Source organism: Neobacillus sp. B4I6 (genome assembly GCF_050434045.1).
Lineage (GTDB): Bacteria > Bacillota > Bacilli > Bacillales > Cytobacillaceae > Neobacillus.
Window position 1 is genome coordinate 2,390,943 of the sequence record NZ_JBNPWB010000002.1, and the last position, 22,470, is coordinate 2,413,412.

A 22,470-nucleotide genomic window follows, 5' to 3' on the forward strand; every position below is an offset into this window, starting at 1 on the left:
TCTCACTCCTGTATTTAAAATGATTGTTCTGTTGTGACGGTTGGTGTGGACCCAATCCTTTTATCTAATTCTGTGATGACATCGATAAAATTAGCATAGACGGTGCCATAATTAAGTTTCGGGCGGCCAATAAGGATGACCTCAATCCCCAGTTCCTTAGCGGCTTCGACCTTTTCATCGACCGATCCGACTTTCCCGCTCTCTTTCGTCACCATTAAGGTCACGCCATATTGCTTATATAGGGCTTTGTCGAACTCTTTTGAAAATGGTCCCTGGATCGCGACAATATTTTTTTGCGGCAGCCCTAGCTGCTCGCATTTTTCCATATTATCCACACGAGGCAGCATTCTGGCGATTAAGCGGATGTCCGGGTTTCCTAATAGTTTTTCTGTGAAAATTTGAAGCGTCTTGCTGCCGGTCGTCAGCATCACTACGCCTTTTCTGGCCAATGCAAGCCCCGCTGCTTCCTCGTAGCTTTCGACGACTGTCATGTTGTCATATTGGAAAGTTTGTGACTCCCGTTCATACCGGATATAGGGGATTCCCGCCGTTTGGGCCGCCTTGATTGCGTTTTTCGAAGCTTCTTCCGCAAACGGATGACTGGCATCGACAACCGCTAGAATTCCTTTTGTGTCAATCAACCCCACCATGTCTTCATCCGTTAATCTTCCTACTTGAACAGGTATCCCAGACTCCCTTAATTCAACCGCTGCATTTTCTGTGACAACGGAGGCCAAGAGATCGAAGCCCTCCTTTTTTATTTCTAAAGCAAGGGCTCGTGCATCACTTGTACCGGCTAATACGAAAATCATCCTCTATCTCCTGCCTTTTGCTCTGCATGTTCGTGATCATGGTGATGGTCATGGCCGTGATGATGATCATGGTCATGATCATGGTGGTGTTGATGATCGATATGTTCCATCACATTGAGACGGTATTGGCAGGTATCGCAGTTCATCTTCACCTCATCACGGAGGGCTTCTTCCACCCGATCGATTAAAATCGTCTGTAATTTTGGATGATAACCAAAATAGTCAGCCAACTGAAATTCAACCGCGGAAAATTGATTTTGAATAGGAATCATCATATCTTCTAACCGTTTAATCAGGATGCCGGTGAATAGAAAGTAAGGCAGGATTACCACCTTTTTTGCTCCAAGCTTAATACAGCGCTCAATTCCTTCGTTCACAAGGGGATTGGTCACCCCCATAAAAGCAGGTTCGACGATTTTATAGTTTGTTTTTTCCCATAGTAATCTAGCAATTTTATATAAATCACTATTCGCATCGGGATCGCTTCCGCCCCGTCCTAGCAAAAGGACAGCCGTATCGTCTTCGATGGATTCTAAATTCTCGCCAATTTCCATTAATCTCGTTTTTAGAATTTCAAATGTTTCCTCATGAACACCAATTGGCCGGCCATAAGTAAATTGAACAAGTGGATATTTATTCTTTGCCTCATCAATAGCTGCTGGAATATGAATTTTGGAGTGTCCTGCTTGTAAGAGCATGATTGGAATCACGACAATATGGTCGGCCCCTTTCTCCACACACAGATCGATTCCTTGATTAACGGTTGGTCGTTCAAATTCTAAAAAGCACGTCTCAACCAGGAAAGAATCGTCCCAAGTCTTTCTCATCTCACGGATGAACTCGCGAACCTGCTGATTTCCCTCTTGATTTCTGCTCCCATGCCCCACAAATAAAATTGCTTTCAAAATATTTCCTCCCCTTTGTTTGTAAATGCCTAACCTACCAATTGACCGCTAGACTTCTCCCTCTTACTCCCCGCAAACAGCCGCTTCGATTTTAAGGTTTGGTGTGATATCCTGGTACACAAACCCTTGAACCTCTTTGACCCGTTTAAAAAATTTATAGAAACGTTCATTTGGATAGGCCTTTTGTTTGTACTCTTGAACAATCCCCTCTATGACCCCGACAATTTGGTCCGGTCCGATTCCTTCCGCTACGATTTGGCCGGGATGTGCCGATCTTCCTGCTACCTTTGCCCCTAGAAATAAATCAAACGCTCCTTTTCGGTAAACAATGCCAATATCCTCTTTTACAGCTCCGTAGCAGGCCATGCCGCAGCCATTCACGCCAAGTTTCAATTCTTTGGGGAGTTCCATGCCGCCAAGCCTTTCCTGCAGCTCATCGGCATAAGGGATGGAATCCTTCTTTTCTCCGTCACAAAAATCACAGGCTTTTACGGTTAATACGTCGCCAACAGGAGCAATCAAAAAGTTAGCCTCCGTTAGTTTTTCAACAATCTCATCAGGCTTAGAGGTTAAAATTTGCAGCTTCATAAAATGGTCTTGTGTGTATTCCATGACACCTTCTTCTCCGACAATTTCGGAAAGAATGACCATCTGAGTCGCAGTAAATTTTTTATTAGCGACACCAGGGCTGACCGCTACCTCAAAAATAGATTGAAAGTCTTGCTTCACCATTAAACCTTGGGATGGTCCATCGTTCTCGCCAAGGATCATTTGCAAGGCTTCCTCAGCGAGCTCTCTTGGCGACTCTTTCACTGAGGTTGGGGTGACTAGTTCCTTGTTTACCGGTTTTGCATCTTCCATTTGCTCCAGTGCCCATGGTTCGGCTTCCTTTTGCAGACGCTGATGCGGTTTCAACGGCTGTATTGCCTGATTTAATGTATACTTCCGCTGATAACCGCGCGGAGTGATGATCAAGCCGTCGTAGAAAAATGTGGAAGAGTTGCCAATTAAAACGGTGGTTAACATACCAATTTCATGTTCGAGCATCTCTTGTAAATTGGTTAAGACGATCTTTTGACTATCACGGTAAGCACTCTTTACCAATCCTACAGGGGTTTCTGGCGAGCGATATTTTAGTAGAATTTTTTGAGCTTCCATGATCTGCCGTGTTCTTCTCCCGCTTTTTGGATTATATAAAGCAATCACAAAATCAGCTTGAGCGGCCGCTTCGATTCGTTTCTCGATTATGCTCCAAGGTGTCAAATGGTCACTTAAGCTGATTGTACAGGCATCATGCATGACCGGCGCGCCTAATAAAGCAGCACAGGAGTTGATGGCAGAAATGCCAGGGACCACCTCCACTTCTACCCCTGAGTCTTTTTTCCAGCCTTTTTCGATTAGCACTTCGTAAACAAGTCCTGCCATTCCATATACACCGGCATCACCGCTTGAAATGACGGCTACTGTGTAACCGAGTTCGGCCTGTTTCACTGCCTCCTGGGCCCGGCTCACTTCTTCTGTCATTCCTGTGCTGATGATTTGCTTTCCAGCTATTAATCCCTTGATTAAATCAACGTAGGTTTTGTAGCCGATGATGATATCACTTTCTTCGATGGCTTCTTTTGCCCGTCCGGTGATATGTTTTTCATCACCGGGGCCAAAACCAATAACCAATAATTTTCCTTTCACACTATTACGCCACCTTCCAAAATTTCAAACTAGAATCCAGCTACTATCCGCTGTTAAATCTTTTCTTTAACAGCTTTTTGTGCTCCTGCGATGCATTCCGACCCTTCTGGCTGTATGAATCCTTCTTCGGAATATTGATAGATCGCATGCTCCTGAAGGCAATGACCTTCCGCTAGATGACGCTTTACAATCGTAGTTCCCACTTCTGGGGTTACGTTTTTATACCAAGTCCCTGAAGGATAGACGATGGCAACGGGAGCGTCCTTACATCTCCCATTGCATCTCGTTCTTGTTGTATGTATGAGTGAATCTAAGTTTAAATTGGTGATTTCATTCCGAATCGCTTGGGTCGCTTCCTCCCCACCCTTTCTCATACAGCTGCTGCCGTTGCAAATGAAAACATGGTGTTTCGTCCCTTGTAAATTCCAAGTAGTCATGTCACACTCTCCTTTTCGTTTTTTACGTAAAAAAAGCACCCCTATGGACATAGGGGTGCAGAATATATACACACAAAAAAATAGCGGTGTATGTTCAGCACTTCTACCTATGTTCCCGTAGGTTGATTGAGATTATTAGGTAAAGGCAGGTCTCCTGACTTAGGTTCATCATCCATTGCGTCTTCCCGAATTCCTTCAGTGACATTTGCAATGAACTCCCCATACAGTGGCGGGTACCGTGACGGATTTAAACCGTACTTCCCAATTAAGCACATATTCGTGCACCTATCCTAATCTATTCAATTGTTAAAAAGGCTTGTTCCTTCTAAAGCTAAACTATGAGAATTAAAAATGATTTAGAATCATCAAAACGAAAAAATCCGTTCAACATTAGTTGAACGGATAAAACGTCAGCACAAAGAAAGTTAATAAATAATCCTTTTTGTCCAAACGTTCCATCTTCTCAACCCCCGAAGAAATCGAAACTAAAAAAGCTAAGACAGGTCTCCTGACTTGTGTATCTTCCTACTTTAGACCCTTCCCGAATCGTCAATAAATAAACGATCCAGTGGTTTGTCTATTTCGTCCACACTTACAGTTGCGGGGGCAGTTCTGGCCTTTCACCAGATTCCCAATTAAGCCCTAAGGCATCTTAACCAATTGTTAACAAATTCATATGTAATTTTAAGAGATAATAATTATACTAGTCTAACAAATAGAATATATCAAGTGCTTTTTAAATTCCCTTATATTATTTTAGGGGGGCGGCATAGCTATCGGATTGCTGGATACCTACAACAACTTCTTTATTCCCATTCCCTGTATTAATGCCCTATTAGTTATTATTAATCGTGGTGAAAGGAATCGGGTATAAACCAGACAAGGGATTCACCCACCCATTAATAGGAGCCTTTAATGCAGCTCTTTATTAAAATCATTGGTGTCCATCTGCAACCCACCTGTCTTATGATTCTCCATATAGATTTATGTACAAATCCACAGGAGCATTCCAAGATCCTGTCTACATGGGTGTTCAAAAGCATGTCGTAAATAATATTCAAAGGTATCCATTAATTCACGGCCAGCATACGTTACTCCCTCAATCCCCATTTTCTACAAAGATTTGGGGGCTTTTCTTCCGATTGTCTGCATAGAATGTAGACAAGGGTAAGTGATCTCTCAATGAAAATAGTTAACCTGGAGGGAATAACCTAATGCAATTTATTGAAGATGTTAAAGACGTGAAATTTAGTTTTTTGGAAAAGCCGCCGGCGTCGTCTATGACCTATGCCTTTGTTTATGTTAATAATCACAATGAATACTATGCAGTTAAAAATGGAGAGCGTTTGTCACGTAGTGAATTGCGGATTGGCAAATATAAAAGGGTTTATACAGTCAATATGCAGCAGCAAACCATCACCTACAAGGAAGAAGTCCCATCGGCTACAAGAGGAAGAAGGTTTTCTGTCAATTTATTTATCGATATTGCCGTTGAACACCCCGAACGGTTAATTCAACAAAATGCAGGAGAAATTGGCAACATTTTTAACAATAATCTACCCTTCTGGGTGGAGTCGGAAGCAAGATTTTATCCTATTGAAGAGGATCTGAGTTTTGCCCGGCATATTGAAGAATTTTTTCAAACCTCGCCATTAGTCAAGGTATTAAGAGAGGCTGGTATTGTTGTTAGAAATGTTCGTGTTTTGATCCGGCAAGGTATTCGGGACCAGCGTCATGATGAGGCGATCGCCGATTTAGACCGGAACGCAGAACTATCTGCCTATCAAGAGGCTCTGGACTTGGAGGAAGCGCGCCGGATTTCGGCCTCGATTAAAGAAGCCCTTCAAGCAGGTGATTTTATCACTGCAGGGAAGCTTGGAGAAAAGAATGAAATGGCAAAGCGGTTAGTGGAATCGGAGTTTAGCCAAAATCAAGCCTTCAAATATGAGGTAAACAAACAACTTTTAAATTTGATCAACGATCACTCTATTGACCAGTTTGAGGCAGAACAAAGATTAGCCAAGCTAAAAAAGCTATTCCCCTATCTCCCCGTCAATCTGGAAAACATCAATAGAAAAAAACAGATTTCTGGTCCAAGGAGAGAACTATTATCCTATTTAAATAAAGGAGATTAGCGATTGTGGAATCCATTTTAAATCAGCTGTTTTGGATCTGGTCACTTATTTCTGTCCTGCCGGAATGGATCCGTATTTTTTTGGCTCTCTTTGTGCTCCTGCAGTTCGCAAGGCTGATTTTGTTGTACATTATTCCTCCCTTCTTAAACTTATTGTGCCGTTTGTTGAAAAAAATGCTTTATCTCATTTCTTACCCAATCATGGCACTTCTTTGCACGATTCAAAGAAGTCGGAGAGAAGCAGGAAAAGCTGGCATATCTGTTTGGATTGATATCATTGAAGGAATGTTTGCCTGGTTCGAAAGTTTTCTCAACAACATGATTCAGCTTTTCATGAAACGGAAAAGGAATAAGACAAGGATTAAAAGATGGACCTTCTATTCTGCGACAACTTTAGTGATTTTGCTTACTGCAGCAATGATCAACAATCCAAATGAGTGGTATACACAAAAATGGAAGAAAGCTGAGATATGGTTAAACCAAGAACCAGTACACATACAAGCATCCGGGGCTTCCCCTGATCCAAAAGAATTAATTTTAAATAAGAAATACGAAGAAGGCGGAAATATTCGTGTAGCTCCCACACTAACCGCACCCCGTCTATACACTATTACAAATGGAGAAATCATGCACTTTTTGAATGAAGAACAAGTAGATTCCAAAGGAATTAAGTGGCTAAAAGTTCACACCGCAAACGGGATCGAAGGCTGGATTTCAGCCTTGATTGTCAGGGAAAAATAATAAATTGAGAGGAATATTTACCGACTTAGTGTCGCAACGAATGGAACAATTTCCGTGATTTTTTGATCCTTTATCCAGTTCATAGAACAACCTAAATAAGGAGAGTGGACCCCTATGGGAATAGTTCCCTCTCCTTTTAAATCTTAGGAATTCAAAAACAAAACAGAAGAAAATTTTTTAAGTGCATCTTTATAATTTAATAACAGGGGAACTTCCTTCAATACAAAAAACCCCCTTCTTATTTGGAGAACCGTTTTCTGCATGATTAGGTTTTAACATATTGTTCCTGCCAACAGCAATAATGAAAATACCATAAATAAGTCATACTATGGGAAAGGTTGTTACACACAGGAGGTTTCATTTTCATGAAATCATTCTTTATATTTGTTTTTCTTCTTATACTGAGTATAGGCTTTGCTGTTGCAATGGACTTGTTTTTAGGTCAGACAATTTCTCAATGTTTGCAGAACTTAAATAACCCGTTTTGGTTGATGGATTCAACGGAATTATCCTCCTCTTTGATTTTAATTTCAATATGGTTTTTAAAGCCTATGATTATGTTTGTGAAAAAGAAAATTCATTAAATATCTCGTAATCGTTGACTAAATTTTTTTCGAATCACAGCTATAAGCAGAAGGAATGCGGGTATGATTTCTCCAAAAAGAGGAAATATGGTTTTGAGTGAGAAATTTCCCTCCTCCAGATGTCCTGAAAAATCAAATGCGATCATACTAGAAGAATAGAGAATGATGATTCCGATAGGAGCTACCATTTTCCTATAATCTTGAAGGTTAAATAAAGCTGTTGCCCCCATAACAGCTGCATAATAAAAAACAGCAATTTTGAAAAAGTTGCAAATAATTAACGTTAAAATAACAATTAAATCCAGATGTTGTATAAATTCCCCAATGTTTATTTTACTAATCATTGTTAACAATGGAAATGATGAGCGACCTGCAATGTCAGAACCGAGTACAGCTATATCAAGTGCGATTGTATAGCTTAATGTCAAACCACTAAAAACCACTGCCCAAAATCCCATTTTTACCCCTTGCTTGTCGCTTTGCAGCAATGGAAATAGCATCGCAAAGCAAATCATTTCTCCAAAGGGGAAAGATAATGTTTGACTATAAAATGTTGTGAAAACAGGCTTCCATCCGTCACGAAGTATGGGTAATAAGTTATTTATATCAATAACTCCAGAATATATGAGAAGAAGGTTGCTTATTAGCCCTAAACATATAACCAGTACCAAATAGATTTGAGCTGTTCTGACTAATACTTCAATTCCCTTATAAAGAACATACGCGATTGTTATAATGATCGAGAGGTTTATAATCAGCAATGGTGTTTGATCTAATATGGCGCTCGTGAGAATTTCCCCCCCATCTCTCACATCTCTAGCTGCACCATAGATAAAAAAAAGGATATACAGTAAACTTAACGGCCATCCTATATATTTCCCTAAAATAGTTTGAATATAGCTGATAAGCGGTTGCTGCGGATATATCCGAAAAAGAGAACGGTATATAAAAAAAAGGATGATCCCACCTGCTGCTCCAAAAAAAATGGCCAGCCAAGCATCCTTCTTAGCCTGTAGCCCTAAACTAACGACAAGAGCCGTACCAAAGTTAAACAAAACAATGAGAGAAAAAAACTCCCCGGCACTAATTTTTGCTTTTTCCATCGTTTACATTTCTCCATTCCGCTTTTATCTATTCCTTTTCACTGAAAAGATAAGGGATTGATCTCATCCCAGGACGTCTGATTCTCGTTTCGACATGAACTTCTACTTTGGATTTTGCAAAGATGTTACTCCAGTTCTTTTCTATTTTTTTCCATTCTTGTTTATTTGTTCGTTCTAATGCTTCTCCAAAACCAAAAATATCCGTGTGATTTCTTTGTGCTTGTGATATTGCGTTCTCTACTTCTTTTTTCGTTTCTTTCGCCCATTTTTTTTCTAACTTTCTAATTTCTTTAGACTTTTTTAGGTCAATGGCACACAATATATGTCCAATACTTCCCTCTTGTTTAACAAACAGCTGAATGGTAGGAATACGATCTCGACTGCTGGCTTTAATTTTAGTTTTGGACCTTCGAACTTCAATACTAAGTCCCCTTTTTTTCTGTTTACAGCCGATACTGACAGCAGACCCTCTCAGCTTATTATTAATCACTGCAGCGCCTCGTGCTGTTTCACCATTCAACCATCCAACTAGCTTGCCGTGTTTAAACATAGCTAGACCGCTAATTTTTATAATTGTGGCTGGTGAGGTTCTTTTTATATCGGATTCCTTTAATCCTGATTCGGCATGTTCAATCAGTTGAACTCCACTAATAGCAGGCCCGCCACCTTTTCTTAATGCCCCCCGTATCACCTCATCCAGTTCAATATCGTAGCCTTTAGACAATTTTTTGACCATTGTGTCGAGCTTCCCTTTTATTGCAAATGCTGGGACTTTTTCTATAGGTGTAAGTGTTTTAAGGACTTCTTCCGCTTTAGCATCTTTAGCTATGAGTAAATTTGACGTTAAACGACCTTCATCATCTCTTTCAAAAAAATCTAATATACCGTGTATACCTTCTTTTGCTAGGTCTTCTCCGATTACAATAATGTTTATATGGGAAATCATTAGCTGTCGAGGTGTTTCTTCTGCCGCATTGCGAAGTGCTTCGAATACCGTAGAACCAGAACTATTGTAAACAGTAACAGGTGTAGTTCTTCCTGTCCCTGTTTTTCCCGAAATTTCTGTTGGATTCACAACTTCATACGAGACGCGATATTCCTCTTTTCCTTTTGTTTTATCTAACCCTATGGCCATTACAAGAGCTATTTTATTTAACTCACGCTGATCCCAACAACCCGTAAGGAATATTGTACATACACATAATAAGCAAAAAAGACTGAAAACCGTACGCTTCATCTGCATTCCCCTTTGCTTTATTTCTTCGATTCACTAGCCGATGATTTGAGTTCATCAGTTTTTGTATTCACTGCATTTGTTTGATTAACCAAACGAGAGTGCGCTTCGTAAGACTTGAAAGGAGCACGAATCACGGTATCCTTTTGACCTTTCCATGAAAAAGGCGTGAAAGGGGCCAGATATGGAATACCAAAGGAACGTAAACTATTCATATGAGCGACTAATAAAATCAACGTTAACGTCAGTCCGTAAAAACCAAGCAGCGCTGCTATGATCATTAAAGGAAAACGAATCATTCTCGCGGCAATGGTCAAATTGTATGCGGGTATCGCGAAACTCGAAATCCCTGTTATAGCTACGACGATTACCATTAATCCTGTGACAATCCCTGCTTCCACAGCGGCTTGTCCTAATACAATCGCTCCTACAATCGAAACAGCTTGTCCGACTGCCCGAGGCATACGAATGCCAGCCTCACGTAATATTTCAAATGTAGCTTCCATAATCACAGCCTCGATCAAGGCAGGGAAAGGAACTCCTTCTCGTTGAGCCATAATATTAATGAGAAGAGAGGTTGGAAGCATTTCCGGATGATAGGTAGTAACTGCAATGTAAAAGGATGGTCCCAGTATTAAAATAAAAAAGCTTGTATATCTAATTAATCTCATTAGTAAGGCAATATCATATCGCTGATAATAATCTTCCGATGATTGAAAGAACTGCGAAAAAACAGTTGGTAAGATGAGAATAAACGGAGTACCATCTACTAATACGGCTATTCTTCCTTCCAATAAGTTACCAGAAACTACATCCGGCCGTTCTGTATTATATATAGTTGGAAAGGGAGTAAAGGTTCGATCTTGAATAAGTTCTTCAAGGTATCCTGATTCAAGAACAGCATCAATCTGGATATCTGTCAGCCTCTGTCGAACCTCCTGTAAAAGCTCATCACTAACAATTCCTTTTATATACATAATTACTACATTAGTCTGTGAAACCTTTCCTATTCTCATCGTTTCTAATCGTAGCTGTGGACTTTTAAGATGTCTCCGGATAAGAGCAATATTAGTTGTAATGGATTCGTTAAAACTGTCCTTAGGTCCTCGGATATTAACTTGCGAAGTCGATTCTGTAATTGCCCTCCACTGACCACCTCTTGTACTGCCCGATATAGCTTCAGCATAGCCATCTATCAAAATGATTGTATCGCCTGACAAAATGGAAAAAATGAGTTCATTCCAATCTTTTAGAATATTTACATTCCCAATTGTTAAAGCATTATTTAAGATAAGATCGAATACATGATTAGAATCTATTTCTAATTTACTGTCTGCCGTATCTACCATTAACGATCGTATAACATATTCGTTAACAGATTGCTCATCCGTTAACCCGCTTATATAAACAACCCCAACTGGAATGCTTGGAGTGCTCCCAATCTGAAACGAACGAATAACGAGATCAGGGCTATCACCAATTTCATGTTTAATTTTATGCAGCATAGTTTCTAAATTAGGCTCGAGTGAGTATCCTTCTGTATCAGATATCAGTTTATTTCTTTGCTCTGCCTTGGAATGTTTATTTTTATTTCGCAGAAATTTCATACCATTTGAATACTCCTATTCATCATTTTCATATAACCTATTATCAGTTTTACATATTTAGGTTATTCATTAAATATTTTCTATTTATTTTCATACTGGTATGAGTAAATTGGAAACACAGTCGTCCGTAGGAATCCCTTCTGACCCCAATTGATCTATAAACTTCTTCATCTGGGTAGACGTCCCATTCCTTTCAAAGAATAGCAAAAGAAAAAGGCATTATCACAAACATGTCCCGGAAAGGAAAATGCTTGGATAATGCCGTCATTGAATCCTCCACTCCACTATAAGATAGGAAGAATTCCACTCGAACAGGGAGCATAAATTGGTGCTTTTTCATTTTCTCACTTTAATAGGTCTGTTCAATTAATCCAGGAGCTTTTTTATTAAGTAAAGGGAGCTTAGCAATGTTTTTATTTTTCCTAAATTCTCAATTCCACATGATGGTCGAGTCCGTCATCTCGTAATTCCACAAATGGTCCAGCAGATTTTTCCTTTTTAGAAATCGGAATTTGCACACCGTCAACTGTCAACTCACTTTCACTGTTACCAGAACCATTCTTAACGTTAATGTGGTAACGAGTTTTCCCAAATCGGTACGTAGCCGAGAATCCCGGCCACTCACTTGGAATACGAGGATCAAGATAAAGTCGAGTTTCTCGTCGCCGAATCCCTAATATCCATTCGATACCGGCCTGATAAAACCAACCTGACGCACCCGTATACCAAGTCCATCCTGAATGTCCCTGATTCGGTTCTGCCGTATACACATCAGCAGCAATTGCGTATGGTTCACCTGTATATCTTCTTACTTCTTGGTCGGTACGAGTATGCGTGATCGGATTAAGCATCGTAAACATCTCCATTGCTTTTTCACCGTTACCAAGCTGACACCAAGCGATGATACCCCAAATAACTCCATGAGTATATTGGGCACCATTCTCCCTGATTCCTGGTGGATAACCTTGTATATATCCAGGGCTTGGTTCGGTCTGATCGAAAGCTGGAGTCAACAGCCGAACAACAGCAAGGTCCCGCTCGACGAGCTCCCGGTCGAACGAGTTCATTGCCTGAACAGCACGATCCATTGGTGCTGCACCTGAGATTACGGACCATGATTGAGCAATGGCGTCGATCCGACACTCCTCATTTTGAATGGAACCGAGCCATTGTCCTGCATCGGTAAAAGCCCGTCGGTACCACTGACCATCCCAGCCCTGCTCGTTGAGAGAGTTTGTTAACTGTTTGCGCATTTTCTGGAATGATTCCACCCGTTCAGAATCCCCACGCAATCCGCAAAGTTCGGCAAATCGGTTCAGCACGTCACAAATAAACCAGCCGAGCCACACGCTTTCGCCTCGTCCCTTCACACCAACCTGATTCATGCCATCATTCCAATCTCCCACTCCGATTAATGGCAAACCATGCTCACCAATCCGGCCCAATGCCCGATCGATCGCTCGGAGGCAATGGTCGTATACCGTGCCCGTTTCAGAAGATCGTACGGTCGGTTCATAGCGTTCGTGTTCACCCTCAGCAAGCTTTTCACTCATTAGAAACGGTGCGACTTCGTCCAAAACCGTTCGATCACCAGTATGCTCGATGTAACGTGAAACCACATACGGCATCCATAATAAATCATCAGAAAACGTCGTTCGGATACCACGTTCAGTTTCTTCATGCCACCAGTGCTGCACATCCCCCTCTATATATTGGTGGGAAGCGTGGAGCACAATTTGTGCTCTTGTTTTTTCTGGCATCGTATGCAGGAGTGCTAGTGAATCCTGCAATTGATCGCGAAAGCCAAATGCTCCTCCAGCTTGATAAAATGCAGTTCTTGCCCATATTCGACAGGCAAGTGACTGATATAATAACCACCCGTTCAACAAAAAATCTGTTTCCTTTGACGGGGTTGACACTTGAATTTGGCCTAAATGCTGATCCCAAAAAGCAGTCAGCTCCTCCATCGCTTGATCACAAGCGGAAGGTTGGCTGTATTTCTTAGCTAACTGTAAGACACTCTTTTTAGAGTCGTCGCAGCCTAACAGAATATAGACAATCTGTTCTTCATCTGGCTTTAGCGTGAGCTTAGTCTGAATCGCACCACAAGATTCGTAATGCGTGCCTGTCCGACATGACAAACCAACACGACCCATTCCCGCTGGATGTTCCATGCTTCTATTTCGTCCAATAAATTCGTTGCGGTCCGCCGTCCACGTAAGATCGTTTGAATAGTCAGGGCCCGTATCAGCACCTTGCGGCGGATACATCCCCAAAAATGCGGTTGCATCACGGAAGGTTTCTTGATATGTGTTTTTGGCGATCATGACCCGCTCAGACTCAACCCATTCGGTCACAATAAATGGTGCATTCGCTTGTCGTTGAACCCCTAAAACCCATTCGGCATAATAGGTAAAAGAAATATGCCTTTGCTCCGCAGTCTTGTTTTGCAGCTTCACCCTGATGATTTTCACAGGATCCTCTAATGGTACGTATACCAGCATTTCGTGTTTAATGCCGTTTCTTTCGTGATCAAACTTTGTAAATCCTTTGCCATGCGTTATTTTATATGGCTCGTTTGAATGGACTGAGGATGGTGCACCTGACCACACCTGGCCACTTTCTTCATCTCTTAAATAGGCTGTTTCCGTGGGTGGATCAAGGACGGGATCATTGGACCATGGCGTAAGCTTGCATTCACGGCTGTTCCCCCACCACGTATAACCCGATCCCATCTCGGAAATGAGACAGCCAAAACGAGGATTGGCCAGGACATTAATCCACGGCGCCGGCAAGTGATTTCCATTTTTGATCATGATCCGGTACTCTTTTCCATCGGGGGAAAACCCGCCCCAACCGTTAAAAAATAACCAATCCTTCGTTTCCTCTTGGATGGTTTGCCCAGAAAAAACGTACTTATTTTTAGCAGAAGGCACCGGCTTAAGTTGTTCCGGCAACCCATTCTCCGTTTCAGCCTTAGGCAGTCCATTTTCTGTTTCAACCTTAGGCAAGCGCATTTGCGTTTCTAAACTAGCTCCGCCTGCGCGGAACTCGACCCGAGCTACTGCCATTAACAATGCTTTGTCCTCCGCAGCCAATTGATTAGAGGCGATGACATATACACCAGATAAACCTGCACCAAAACGGTCCACTCCATGTTCTGCCGACTGCTGAAGTGCTTCTTGCAAGAATTGTTGATAGCCTTCCTCCGATTCGTTAAGGAGAACAAGGTCGAATAAAAGACCTAGTCGCCTGATGTATTCATGACCTGTTAATATTTTAACCACGAACGGCATTTGGCTGCGGTCTTCAATTCGGACGAGGACGATCGGTCGATCCCCAGATACCCCAAAACTCCAAAGTCCAGACTGACCTTTAGTATTGATTGAAATACTTTGCCCTCGGCCCTTCTTGAGCGGGGGAGTATATAAAATATGACCTGCCAGCCTTTGGAAATTAGTTGCCTCTTTATTCGTTAAATGCAGATTACGAATTTCAATCTGTCCTCGGTTCCATGATAATTGAAACGCCCGTTCCACTGCTTGATTAGGAGCAAACTTACGCACAATTTCGATCGCATCTTCCTTTGTCTCACTAACCGAAGTAACGGCAACTAATCGAATTTGCTTACCGGGTTCAATGCAGATCCGCCGTCTCATCACAAAGGCTGGATCTGCCACCGAACCAACCTTACCACGAAGGCGAGTACGAATTCCTTGGGGATTGGAGAGTCGATAGCCCCGGCCAATAAAGCTAGCGCGGTCTGTTTCAAATTCAACCGATCCAAGCGTATCACCGTCCACCATGAGTGAATGTGCTGACCAAAGTGTCTGGTCATTCGCTTCACGAGGTCTTCGGCCAGCGATAAGGCAGCCTGATTCCGCATCGAAAGCAGTCCGAATAAACAGCTTGCTAAAGGCAGTATGGGCAATATCTGCGATGGGATTGGACAAAGCTAGCTCAACAAAAGTAGTAACCTCCAAAACTTTTGCTTCTTCACCGCTATTTGTCAATGTTATTCTACGCAGCTCCGCATTCCATTCTGATGAAACGCAAATCTCCATACTTGTCTTAACCTTTCCATCCTCCCGCATATATGTTGCACGATCTAATCCAAATTGTACGCGTTGTTCCGAAGAATTTACTCGGCATGGTTGGTACGACGGTGACCATAGTTTATCTTGGGAGATATCCCTAATATAAACATAGCTCCCCCATGGATCCATTACCGGGTCTTCGCGCCATCTAGAGACTAATAAACCTTTGTACTGGCTAAAACCACTGCCGGTATTCGTTACCACTGTTGTGAACGAACCATTTGAAAGAACGCTGACCTCGGGAACCCTTGTGTCAGGTGAAATATATTCTCTTACGGTTTCAACATCCTGAGCGCTTTTTGAATAAGGCTTGTGTACACGTCCCAGAGCTGGATGCTTAATATACTTAGGCGTTTTAGGAATCCGTTCTTGTAAGAGCAATTCTGCTGAACGTATTTGTTTGTTCCGATGGAATCTCTCTACCATTGTTTTTGGCAGTAATAGGTTCGCAAGGGTTAGGAAGCTCATCCCTTGATGATGGGCCATAAAACTTTGAATCACCTTATGTTGCTTGCCATTAGGCAGCCGTTCTTGCGTAAAATCCATTGCTTCGTAAAAGCCGTATTTTCCTCGACCATTTAACTGTTCTATTTTTTTCAAAGCATCCAAAGCTTGATCCTTTGCAAATGGCAGAGCCATGATCGTGGCGTAAGGTGCAATCACCAAATCTTGTTCAAGTCCCCGTTTAAATCCGAGACCCGGAACACCGAAGGCCCGATACTGGTAATTCATTTGATAATCAAACGCATAATAGCCTGACTCGGAGATCCCGAATGGCAGTCCTCGCTGGTGTGCGTATTGAATTTGGCGATCAACAACCGCTGCATATGTCTTTTCCCACAATGTATTTCGATAGGTCCTCATTAACAGCCATGGCATTAAAAATTCAAACATGGTTCCAGACCAGGACAAGAGGACGGGCTGTTTCCCAACTCTAGTCATCGTTCTTCCAAGTACATGCCAGTGGGACACAGACACTTGACCAAGCGCAATCGCGACAAAGCTAGCAATTCTTGCCTCAGACGCCATTAAATCATATAGAACCTCATCCTGTATATTTCGATCAGCATGGTATCCTAAGGAAAAGAGATTAGCTCTATGATCAAATAGTGGCTGGAAATTGGTTTCTTCAATCAATTTTTCGATCCGTTTAAGCAACATTTGACCCCTATCGCGCCAAATAATACTTGCCTTCTTACCATTTAGTTGTCTCGAGACATCTGGTGCGATTTCTTCGGAAAAAGCAGTTTGCAGCTTATCATTGTTATGAAAGTGGTAAATCGGAGTTTCCTTTTTATCATAGGATTCCAGCCACTCGGCTAAGCCTTCTTTTACCGTAATAAGACAGCCGACTAAATTTCCTGAATCAACGGTTGATATATACCTTGGCGATAACGGGTTCAGTGTCTCCGTATCATACCAATTGTATAAATGGCCTTCCCACTTTTCCATTCGCTCAAGTGTCTCCAATGTGCGCTCCAACCGCAAAATTAATCCAGGGGTATCAATAAACGCAAAATCCCTCGCCGCTAAAGCACAGGTAAGATACATCCCGATATTGGTAGGAGAGGTTCGATGCGCCACCCCGTTCGGCGGGTCCATTTGCACATTGTCAGGCGGCAGCCAGTTCTCTTTTTCGGTAACAAAATCTTCATAAAAAGACCATATTTGCTGAGCCAGGTTCGTCAATTCTTCGAGCTCATCTTCCGAAAAAGCCATATGTTCCTGTGGAGACGGCTGATCGAGCCACCTTATTACTAATGGAGCACATACCCACATCACACTTAAGGTAAGTCCAATGATTTGCACCACTATATTTTCATTAAATAATGTTGCCGCCAAAAACAAAATACAAAGAACATACCCTCCCCACATGCCTTGGAGCAAAGGAGTCCCCTTCCGTTCGCTATTGCGATTCACTTCATCTGATGAGACCCATTCCAGCAATCGTTTTTTTGAAAACAATAAACGGTACAACGTTCTAGCAATGGCATCGAGCAAAAGGACCATTTGAAACGGCAGGATAATAATCCCTAACAAGACTTGAGCCCCCGTGTTTAAAATACTACGCAGGTTCATGAAACCGATCTGAACGGTGACAAACTGGCGAAGAACCGGCAAGAACCAAGTTGCAGCCACCAAAGCGATCCAGCGTAAAGGTGAACCCGGAAGGATCGTGACTGCTAAATAAAGGATGACAAATAATGACGTAGACAATAGACTCCGCCGCATATTATCAATGATCTGCCACCGAGTCAGCACAGACAAATCGACTGGCAGCAGTTCACCTCTTCGGTTATACATTCTTGGCAGCAACCATAGTAATAGCTGCCAATCTCCTCTTACCCAGCGATGCAGCCGCTTTTGAAAGACGATAAACTTTGTTGGATAATGATCAATTAATTCAATATCGGAAAGTAGGCCTGCCCGCAGGAAACTGCCTTCAAGTAAATCATGACTCAACACCCTGTTATCCGGAATCCGTTCACATAGCACTTGATAAAACGTATCAACATCAAATATTCCTTTTCCGGTGAAAATCCCCTGACCTAGCGCATCTTGATATGGATCAGAAACTGCAAACGCATATGGATCAAAACCTGGATCTGTTGACCAAAGACCAGCAAAGCGCGATTTCATTGAGGCCTCATGACTCATACTGAGTCTTGGTTGAAGCACCCCGTAGCCCTCTATCACTCTTGTCTTTGTATCATTTAGGACCGGCTGATTATAGGGTAGATGCAGCGTCCCAATCATTCGCTGTGCGCTTTCAAGTGGAAGTTGCGTATCTGAATCGAGAGTAATGATATAACGCACATCCTGAAGTATATTCAAATCGGCTTTTATTAAAGCAAAGCTGGTATCCTTTCTCCCTTTTAGCAGCTCTACAAGTTCTACTAACTTTCCTCGCTTTCTCTCCCATCCCATCCATACACCCTCAGACGGGTTCCATTGCCGTTTTCTCTGAAAGAGATGAAAGTTTGTGTTGGAATAGGTATTTCGTAATCGTTCAATTTCTCGTTTGGCGGCTGTTAAAATGATTTCATCCTGTTCGAGAGACTCTGTCTCCGCATCCTTGAAGTCGCTCAATAACCCGAAGTGAAGGTTGGAATCCCGATTCGCCAAATAATGCAGTTCAAGCCGGTCCGCCAACTCCTTTACTTCTGTTATCGATGTCCAGATGACCGGAATCACAACCATCGTTTTCGCATCAGCGGAAATTCCTTTTGAAAAATCAAATCTCAATAATGGGACTGGACCTTTGACTCGTTCAATGAACCAATGAGCTGAAGTAACTGCCCATTCTGTCGCTGGGAACAAGAGAATTCCTAGAATAGCAAGCCATTGAAGCGGTGAAAAAAATCCATCCCAACCTATCCAGATCGAAAAGCCAATCAAGAAACCAACGAAGAATACTGCTAACATATTAAAATACGTCCCCGTGGCTCGGCGCATTAACCCTGTTTCTGGGAGAGCTCGTGGTTTACCACACATTTTTAATGCTTGTCTCAATAGCATATTGCCCTTGGGATCTAATAAGTAATAGGCAACAAATAATTGCCGATTTTTCTCCTTACTATTTCTCTCGTTAAGTTCCTTTCCATTTTTATCGGCTCGTACCTCGCTATTTGCCGGTTCTCGCGGTGCCTCAACTGATCGTTCCTCTCCATATTTATCCGCAAGTTCCACTGCCTGTGATGCCACAAGGTTTTCCGGCAGATTTAAACGTCTCGCTAGCTGCTCGACCCTCTTTCGGAGAGTTTCACGACTGGAGAAGTCCAATTGCGCATAAAAGCCGGTCTTCTCTTTCCTTAGTGATTGTTCAACTATGCTAATTTGCTCAAAGGTTTCCTTCCAGTCCCAGCGAGAAAGCTTACGCAAGCTTGTGATCAGGTTACCTGTCGTCACTTGCAATGCTGCTTGGAGCTGAAATTCATATGACAATATGTGATCCAGGCTCTCTGGTCCATTCTCCAATTTGCAAATAAGCCATTCACCGACTGTTGCTGTATAATCAGCTCGTTCGCGCAGATGTTTTACCAAATGGACAATCATCGGTCCAGAAAGAGGCATTTCATGTCCAGCTTCCTCTATTACTTGCTTCAGTTTTTCTGGTGTGATCTCCGATGTCTTGATACCAGAAAGTAACTTCTCAACCAACACACAAACATCGCGTCTTTTCTTGACTGTATCCATGATTTCGGCCAGCCGACGAATCAAAGCCACCCTCATAATAAGCGGTACAGCCCAAACTTCACCCAATGTCAATACGGAAACTTCCTGATATGACTGGAGATAGGAAATATATGAATCCATATCCAAATGCCCGTCGTTAAATTGAAGATAGTCTGTACAAATAGAAAAAACTCTGGAATCCCCCGTTTTTTTAAGGTGGGGTAAAGAGTTAGCAAATTTCTTTGTTAAATTTTGGTTTACTTCAAGTACCTGCTCTTCCAAAAATTCCGCGTTATCTAGTAACCACTCTTCAGCTGGCTGTGAACAGGATGAACGATTATCTCTTAAGTCGTTAACAAAGATGCGCAATTTCTCAAAGTCCGACTCATTTGACTGTAAAAAGCGCGCTGATTTCTTTCGGCTTATGAAAGGATCGTGGGTTAATGCAGTTTTATGCGCTTCTTCTCTTAACTGATCTTTATTAAAAATCATTATTTTCCTCCCCAAAAAGCATTTTTTACCAAGGTCTTATACTGATAAAAATTGCCCATTTTGGCTGGAAAATATGCAAAATGGTTCCAAGGAGAATGTCAAGAGCTGGCATTTGAACTGTGCAATATGAAGGTTTTGTGAACAGGACGGAATGGTTTCTGATTGAAAGTTTATTGGGGATTTCATTATACAAGGAACCAAAATAGATTCCATTATTAAAAAAAGCTCTAGAAGGTCAAACTTGCAATTCAAGAGAGAGATAACTAGTATTTAACGAAAGATATACCGACAATAATTAAAAGGATGAAAAGCACCACGATTAAAGCAAAATTAACGCCATAACCATCTGACATAATATATCACCACCTTAATTAATAGTTAGATAGAACATCGTATGTCAGATCATTAAATATCGAATTGGACAAGAACAAAAATTAACATATACTTAACATATAAAAAAGCTATTTGCTTGCTGCACAGTTCGAGGATATTTTGCTTATTCATACAGTTAGGAAAGGGTCTATAGAAATAAGGAGAGGAACTTGTTGCATTCCTCTCAGGCTGTCGAGAAACTTTCGACAGCCTCTTATTTTCTACAATAACTTTAACCATTCACCGCGTTAATTTATTATAATATTATTAATATATAGGCTTTGCAACATGTCTGTTGATTTGCGCTCCAGGCACTTCGCTTTCCGCGGGCGTGCCGGGGAGCCTCCTCGGCGCTGAAGCGCCTGCGGGGTCTCCCCTGCCCCGTACTCCCGCAGGAGTCTGCGTGCCTTCCGCGCAAATCAACAGAGCTGTAAAATCAATAATACACTGCTCTTAACACAACCAAACAATAAAAAATTATGTGGTGAAATCTATGTTTAAACCAAGAGTATCTGCCCAAAGTGAATATGAATTTGTTTCTATTGATGAATTGGTTCCTGACAATCACCTTCTTCGTTTAATCGATAAATACTATCCCAACGCCCATAGCGGACTTGCACCGCCTAGTTAATGAACATGCCTGGCACACAGAAAAAGGCGACCTTCATGTTGATGAATCGCCCTTATAACCGTCCTTTAACCACAGGTTTCATTTGTCTTCATAACTAAAGAATCTAAAATCCGCATAATGCTATTTTTCTTTTAAAGAGTATTGTTGATTTTCTAACCAATTTTTAAAATTATTTTTACATTTCATATTTTTTCAAAGCAATGACTGCATTATGCCCGCCGAACCCAAATGAATTGGAGAGACCTATTTTGAGATTTGTTTGTCGGGCTACGTTCGGTACAAAATCTAAATCACATAAAGGATCGGGTTTTTCTAAGTTGATAGTGGGAGGAATAATACCCTCCTGCAGGCTTTTTGCTAATGCAATTGCTTCAACTCCACCAGCTGCTCCTAATAAATGACCTGTCATCGACTTATTTGCAGTAACAGGTATTCTGTATGCCTGTTCGCCAAACAATTTTTTTATAGCTATTGTTTCAGATATGTCACCTATCTTTGTACTTGTTGCATGAGCACTAATCATATCAACATCATCAATAGAAATGGACGCATCCTTTAAAGCCATTTTCATTGCAAGATAAGCTCCCCTACCTTCTGGATGAGTGGAAACCATGTGATATGCATCAGAACTAGCACCGTATCCAATTACTTCAGCATAAATTCGTGCATTTCTTCGTAAAGCATGTGTTAATGATTCAAGTATTAAGATTCCTGCACCTTCAGACATTACAAATCCATTTCTATTCGAATCAAAAGGACGACTAGCCGCACTTGGGTCATCATTCCTTGAAGATAAAGCAGTTGCATTTTCAAAACTGGCTAATGACAATTCTGTTACGGCTGCTTCAGCCCCTCCAGCAAATGCTATATCAGTAATACCATACCGAATAATTCTGAACGCCTCACCGATAGATGTATTTCCAATTGCACAAGCGGAAACAGGTGCCATGGAAGGTCCCAATGCACCATATTTAATACTTATTTGTGCCGAAGCCGCATTTGCAATCATCGATGGAACCAACGTGGGGCTTACCCTTTGCGGTCCTCTTTCTCGAAGAATATCAATATTTTTAGTCAAAGTCTCAATTCCACCTATTCCTGAACCAACATATACACTAAGACGCTCTAAATCGATTTCCGTAATGTTCAGTTTGGAATCGTTCCATGCTTGTTCAGCTGCAACTAGAGAGAATTGACAAAATCTGTCCATACGCCTAGCTTCCTTCTGACCAAGTATATCTTCAGCTCTAAAATCCCTAACTAGTCCAGCAATTTTGGTTTTATGTTTACTAACATCAAATGTATTAATGTAAGAAATTCCAGATCTGCCTTCGGCTAAATTCCTCCAAAATTTTTCAACATTGTTTCCCAAGGGTGACACGACACCCATTCCTGTAATCACAACTCGTTCCATATCTATTCCCCCTCGTAAAGATTATCTATATTTTCACACTGT

14 protein-coding genes and 2 riboswitches are annotated in these 22,470 nt (G+C 41.7%); of the genes, 4 read left to right on the forward strand and 10 right to left on the reverse strand.

All coding sequences use genetic code 11. From position 1 onward, the window contains the following. Window positions 1-14: 14 nt before the first annotated feature. The 4 genes from cobK to QF028_RS13820 form a co-directional block, all read right to left on the reverse strand. Window positions 15-812 (reverse strand): precorrin-6A reductase, encoded by a 798-nt coding sequence (gene cobK, locus QF028_RS13805; RefSeq protein WP_429466228.1) that lies wholly within the window; start codon window positions 810-812, stop codon window positions 15-17. Beyond that, window positions 809-1,717, reverse strand: coding sequence for a sirohydrochlorin chelatase (locus QF028_RS13810; RefSeq protein WP_429466230.1), 909 nt, complete (start codon window positions 1,715-1,717; stop codon window positions 809-811). Before QF028_RS13810 ends, cobK begins: the two co-directional genes overlap by 4 nt. Before the next feature lie 63 nt (window positions 1,718-1,780). Further along, window positions 1,781-3,406 carry a precorrin-3B C(17)-methyltransferase gene (gene cobJ / locus QF028_RS13815; protein ID WP_429466232.1) on the reverse strand — a complete coding sequence of 542 codons (1,626 nt, stop codon included), beginning with the start codon at window positions 3,404-3,406 and terminating at the stop codon, window positions 1,781-1,783. A gap of 53 nt (window positions 3,407-3,459) precedes the next feature. Then, window positions 3,460-3,843 carry a (2Fe-2S) ferredoxin domain-containing protein gene (locus tag QF028_RS13820; RefSeq protein ID WP_429466234.1) on the reverse strand — a complete coding sequence of 128 codons (384 nt, stop codon included), beginning with the start codon at window positions 3,841-3,843 and terminating at the stop codon, window positions 3,460-3,462. Between the two features lie 127 nt (window positions 3,844-3,970). Beyond that, a riboswitch (cobalamin riboswitch) is annotated at window positions 3,971-4,147 on the reverse strand. Window positions 4,148-4,324: 177 nt separating this feature from the next. Then, a riboswitch (cobalamin riboswitch) is annotated at window positions 4,325-4,513 on the reverse strand. A gap of 544 nt (window positions 4,514-5,057) precedes the next feature. On the opposite strand from QF028_RS13820, the gene QF028_RS13825 reads away from it, so the two are divergent. From QF028_RS13825 to QF028_RS13835, 3 genes are all read left to right on the forward strand, one after another. Beyond that, window positions 5,058-5,978: a hypothetical protein gene (locus QF028_RS13825; RefSeq protein ID WP_429466236.1), complete on the forward strand. Its 921-nt coding sequence runs from the start codon at window positions 5,058-5,060 to the stop codon at window positions 5,976-5,978. Between the two features lie 5 nt (window positions 5,979-5,983). Beyond that, on the forward strand, window positions 5,984-6,718 hold the full coding sequence (locus QF028_RS13830; protein ID WP_429466238.1) for an SH3 domain-containing protein: 735 nt from the start codon (window positions 5,984-5,986) through the stop codon (window positions 6,716-6,718). A gap of 365 nt (window positions 6,719-7,083) precedes the next feature. Next, complete coding sequence (locus QF028_RS13835; RefSeq protein WP_429466240.1) at window positions 7,084-7,302, forward strand: hypothetical protein; 219 nt, start codon at window positions 7,084-7,086, stop codon at window positions 7,300-7,302. Here the strand turns inward: QF028_RS13835 and QF028_RS13840 are convergent. From QF028_RS13840 to QF028_RS13860, 5 genes are all read right to left on the reverse strand, one after another. Continuing rightward, window positions 7,299-8,405: a GerAB/ArcD/ProY family transporter gene (locus QF028_RS13840; protein ID WP_215014257.1), complete on the reverse strand. Its 1,107-nt coding sequence runs from the start codon at window positions 8,403-8,405 to the stop codon at window positions 7,299-7,301. The genes QF028_RS13835 and QF028_RS13840 overlap by 4 nt on opposite strands. Window positions 8,406-8,433: 28 nt before the next feature. After that, complete coding sequence (locus QF028_RS13845) at window positions 8,434-9,642, reverse strand: Ger(x)C family spore germination protein (protein ID WP_429466242.1); 1,209 nt, start codon at window positions 9,640-9,642, stop codon at window positions 8,434-8,436. Between the two features lie 17 nt (window positions 9,643-9,659). Beyond that, window positions 9,660-11,246, reverse strand: a complete 1,587-nt coding sequence (locus QF028_RS13850) for a spore germination protein (protein ID WP_429466244.1) — start codon at window positions 11,244-11,246, stop codon at window positions 9,660-9,662. A gap of 422 nt (window positions 11,247-11,668) precedes the next feature. Then, the gene (locus QF028_RS13855; RefSeq protein WP_429466246.1) at window positions 11,669-20,011 is read right to left on the reverse strand and encodes a GH36-type glycosyl hydrolase domain-containing protein; all 8,343 of its coding nucleotides are present in this window, start codon (window positions 20,009-20,011) and stop codon (window positions 11,669-11,671) included. A 263-nt stretch (window positions 20,012-20,274) separates the two neighbouring features. Continuing rightward, window positions 20,275-20,364 (reverse strand): YjcZ family sporulation protein, encoded by a 90-nt coding sequence (locus tag QF028_RS13860; protein WP_215014269.1) that lies wholly within the window; start codon window positions 20,362-20,364, stop codon window positions 20,275-20,277. A gap of 512 nt (window positions 20,365-20,876) precedes the next feature. Here QF028_RS13860 and QF028_RS13865 point away from each other — a divergent pair. Then, entirely contained in the window at window positions 20,877-21,014 is a 138-nt protein-coding gene (locus tag QF028_RS13865; protein WP_429466249.1) for a hypothetical protein, read from the forward strand. Between the two features lie 175 nt (window positions 21,015-21,189). Here QF028_RS13865 and fabF read toward each other — a convergent pair whose 3' ends face one another. Beyond that, window positions 21,190-22,428: a beta-ketoacyl-ACP synthase II gene (gene fabF, locus QF028_RS13870; protein WP_429466251.1), complete on the reverse strand. Its 1,239-nt coding sequence runs from the start codon at window positions 22,426-22,428 to the stop codon at window positions 21,190-21,192. Window positions 22,429-22,470: the final 42 nt, after the last annotated feature.

Coding starts and splice junctions, on each gene's coding strand:
- QF028_RS13835 (WP_429466240.1), top strand. CDS start 7,084: ATGAAATCATTCTTTATATTTGTTTTTCTTCTTATACTGAGTATAGGC.
- QF028_RS13850 (WP_429466244.1), bottom strand. CDS start 11,246: ATGAAATTTCTGCGAAATAAAAATAAACATTCCAAGGCAGAGCAAAGA.
- QF028_RS13825 (WP_429466236.1), top strand. CDS start 5,058: ATGCAATTTATTGAAGATGTTAAAGACGTGAAATTTAGTTTTTTGGAA.
- QF028_RS13820 (WP_429466234.1), bottom strand. CDS start 3,843: ATGACTACTTGGAATTTACAAGGGACGAAACACCATGTTTTCATTTGC.
- QF028_RS13845 (WP_429466242.1), bottom strand. CDS start 9,642: ATGAAGCGTACGGTTTTCAGTCTTTTTTGCTTATTATGTGTATGTACA.
- QF028_RS13860 (WP_215014269.1), bottom strand. CDS start 20,364: ATGTCAGATGGTTATGGCGTTAATTTTGCTTTAATCGTGGTGCTTTTC.
- QF028_RS13855 (WP_429466246.1), bottom strand. CDS start 20,011: ATGATTTTTAATAAAGATCAGTTAAGAGAAGAAGCGCATAAAACTGCA.
- QF028_RS13840 (WP_215014257.1), bottom strand. CDS start 8,405: ATGGAAAAAGCAAAAATTAGTGCCGGGGAGTTTTTTTCTCTCATTGTT.
- fabF (WP_429466251.1), bottom strand. CDS start 22,428: ATGGAACGAGTTGTGATTACAGGAATGGGTGTCGTGTCACCCTTGGGA.
- QF028_RS13865 (WP_429466249.1), top strand. CDS start 20,877: ATGTTTAAACCAAGAGTATCTGCCCAAAGTGAATATGAATTTGTTTCT.
- cobK (WP_429466228.1), bottom strand. CDS start 812: ATGATTTTCGTATTAGCCGGTACAAGTGATGCACGAGCCCTTGCTTTA.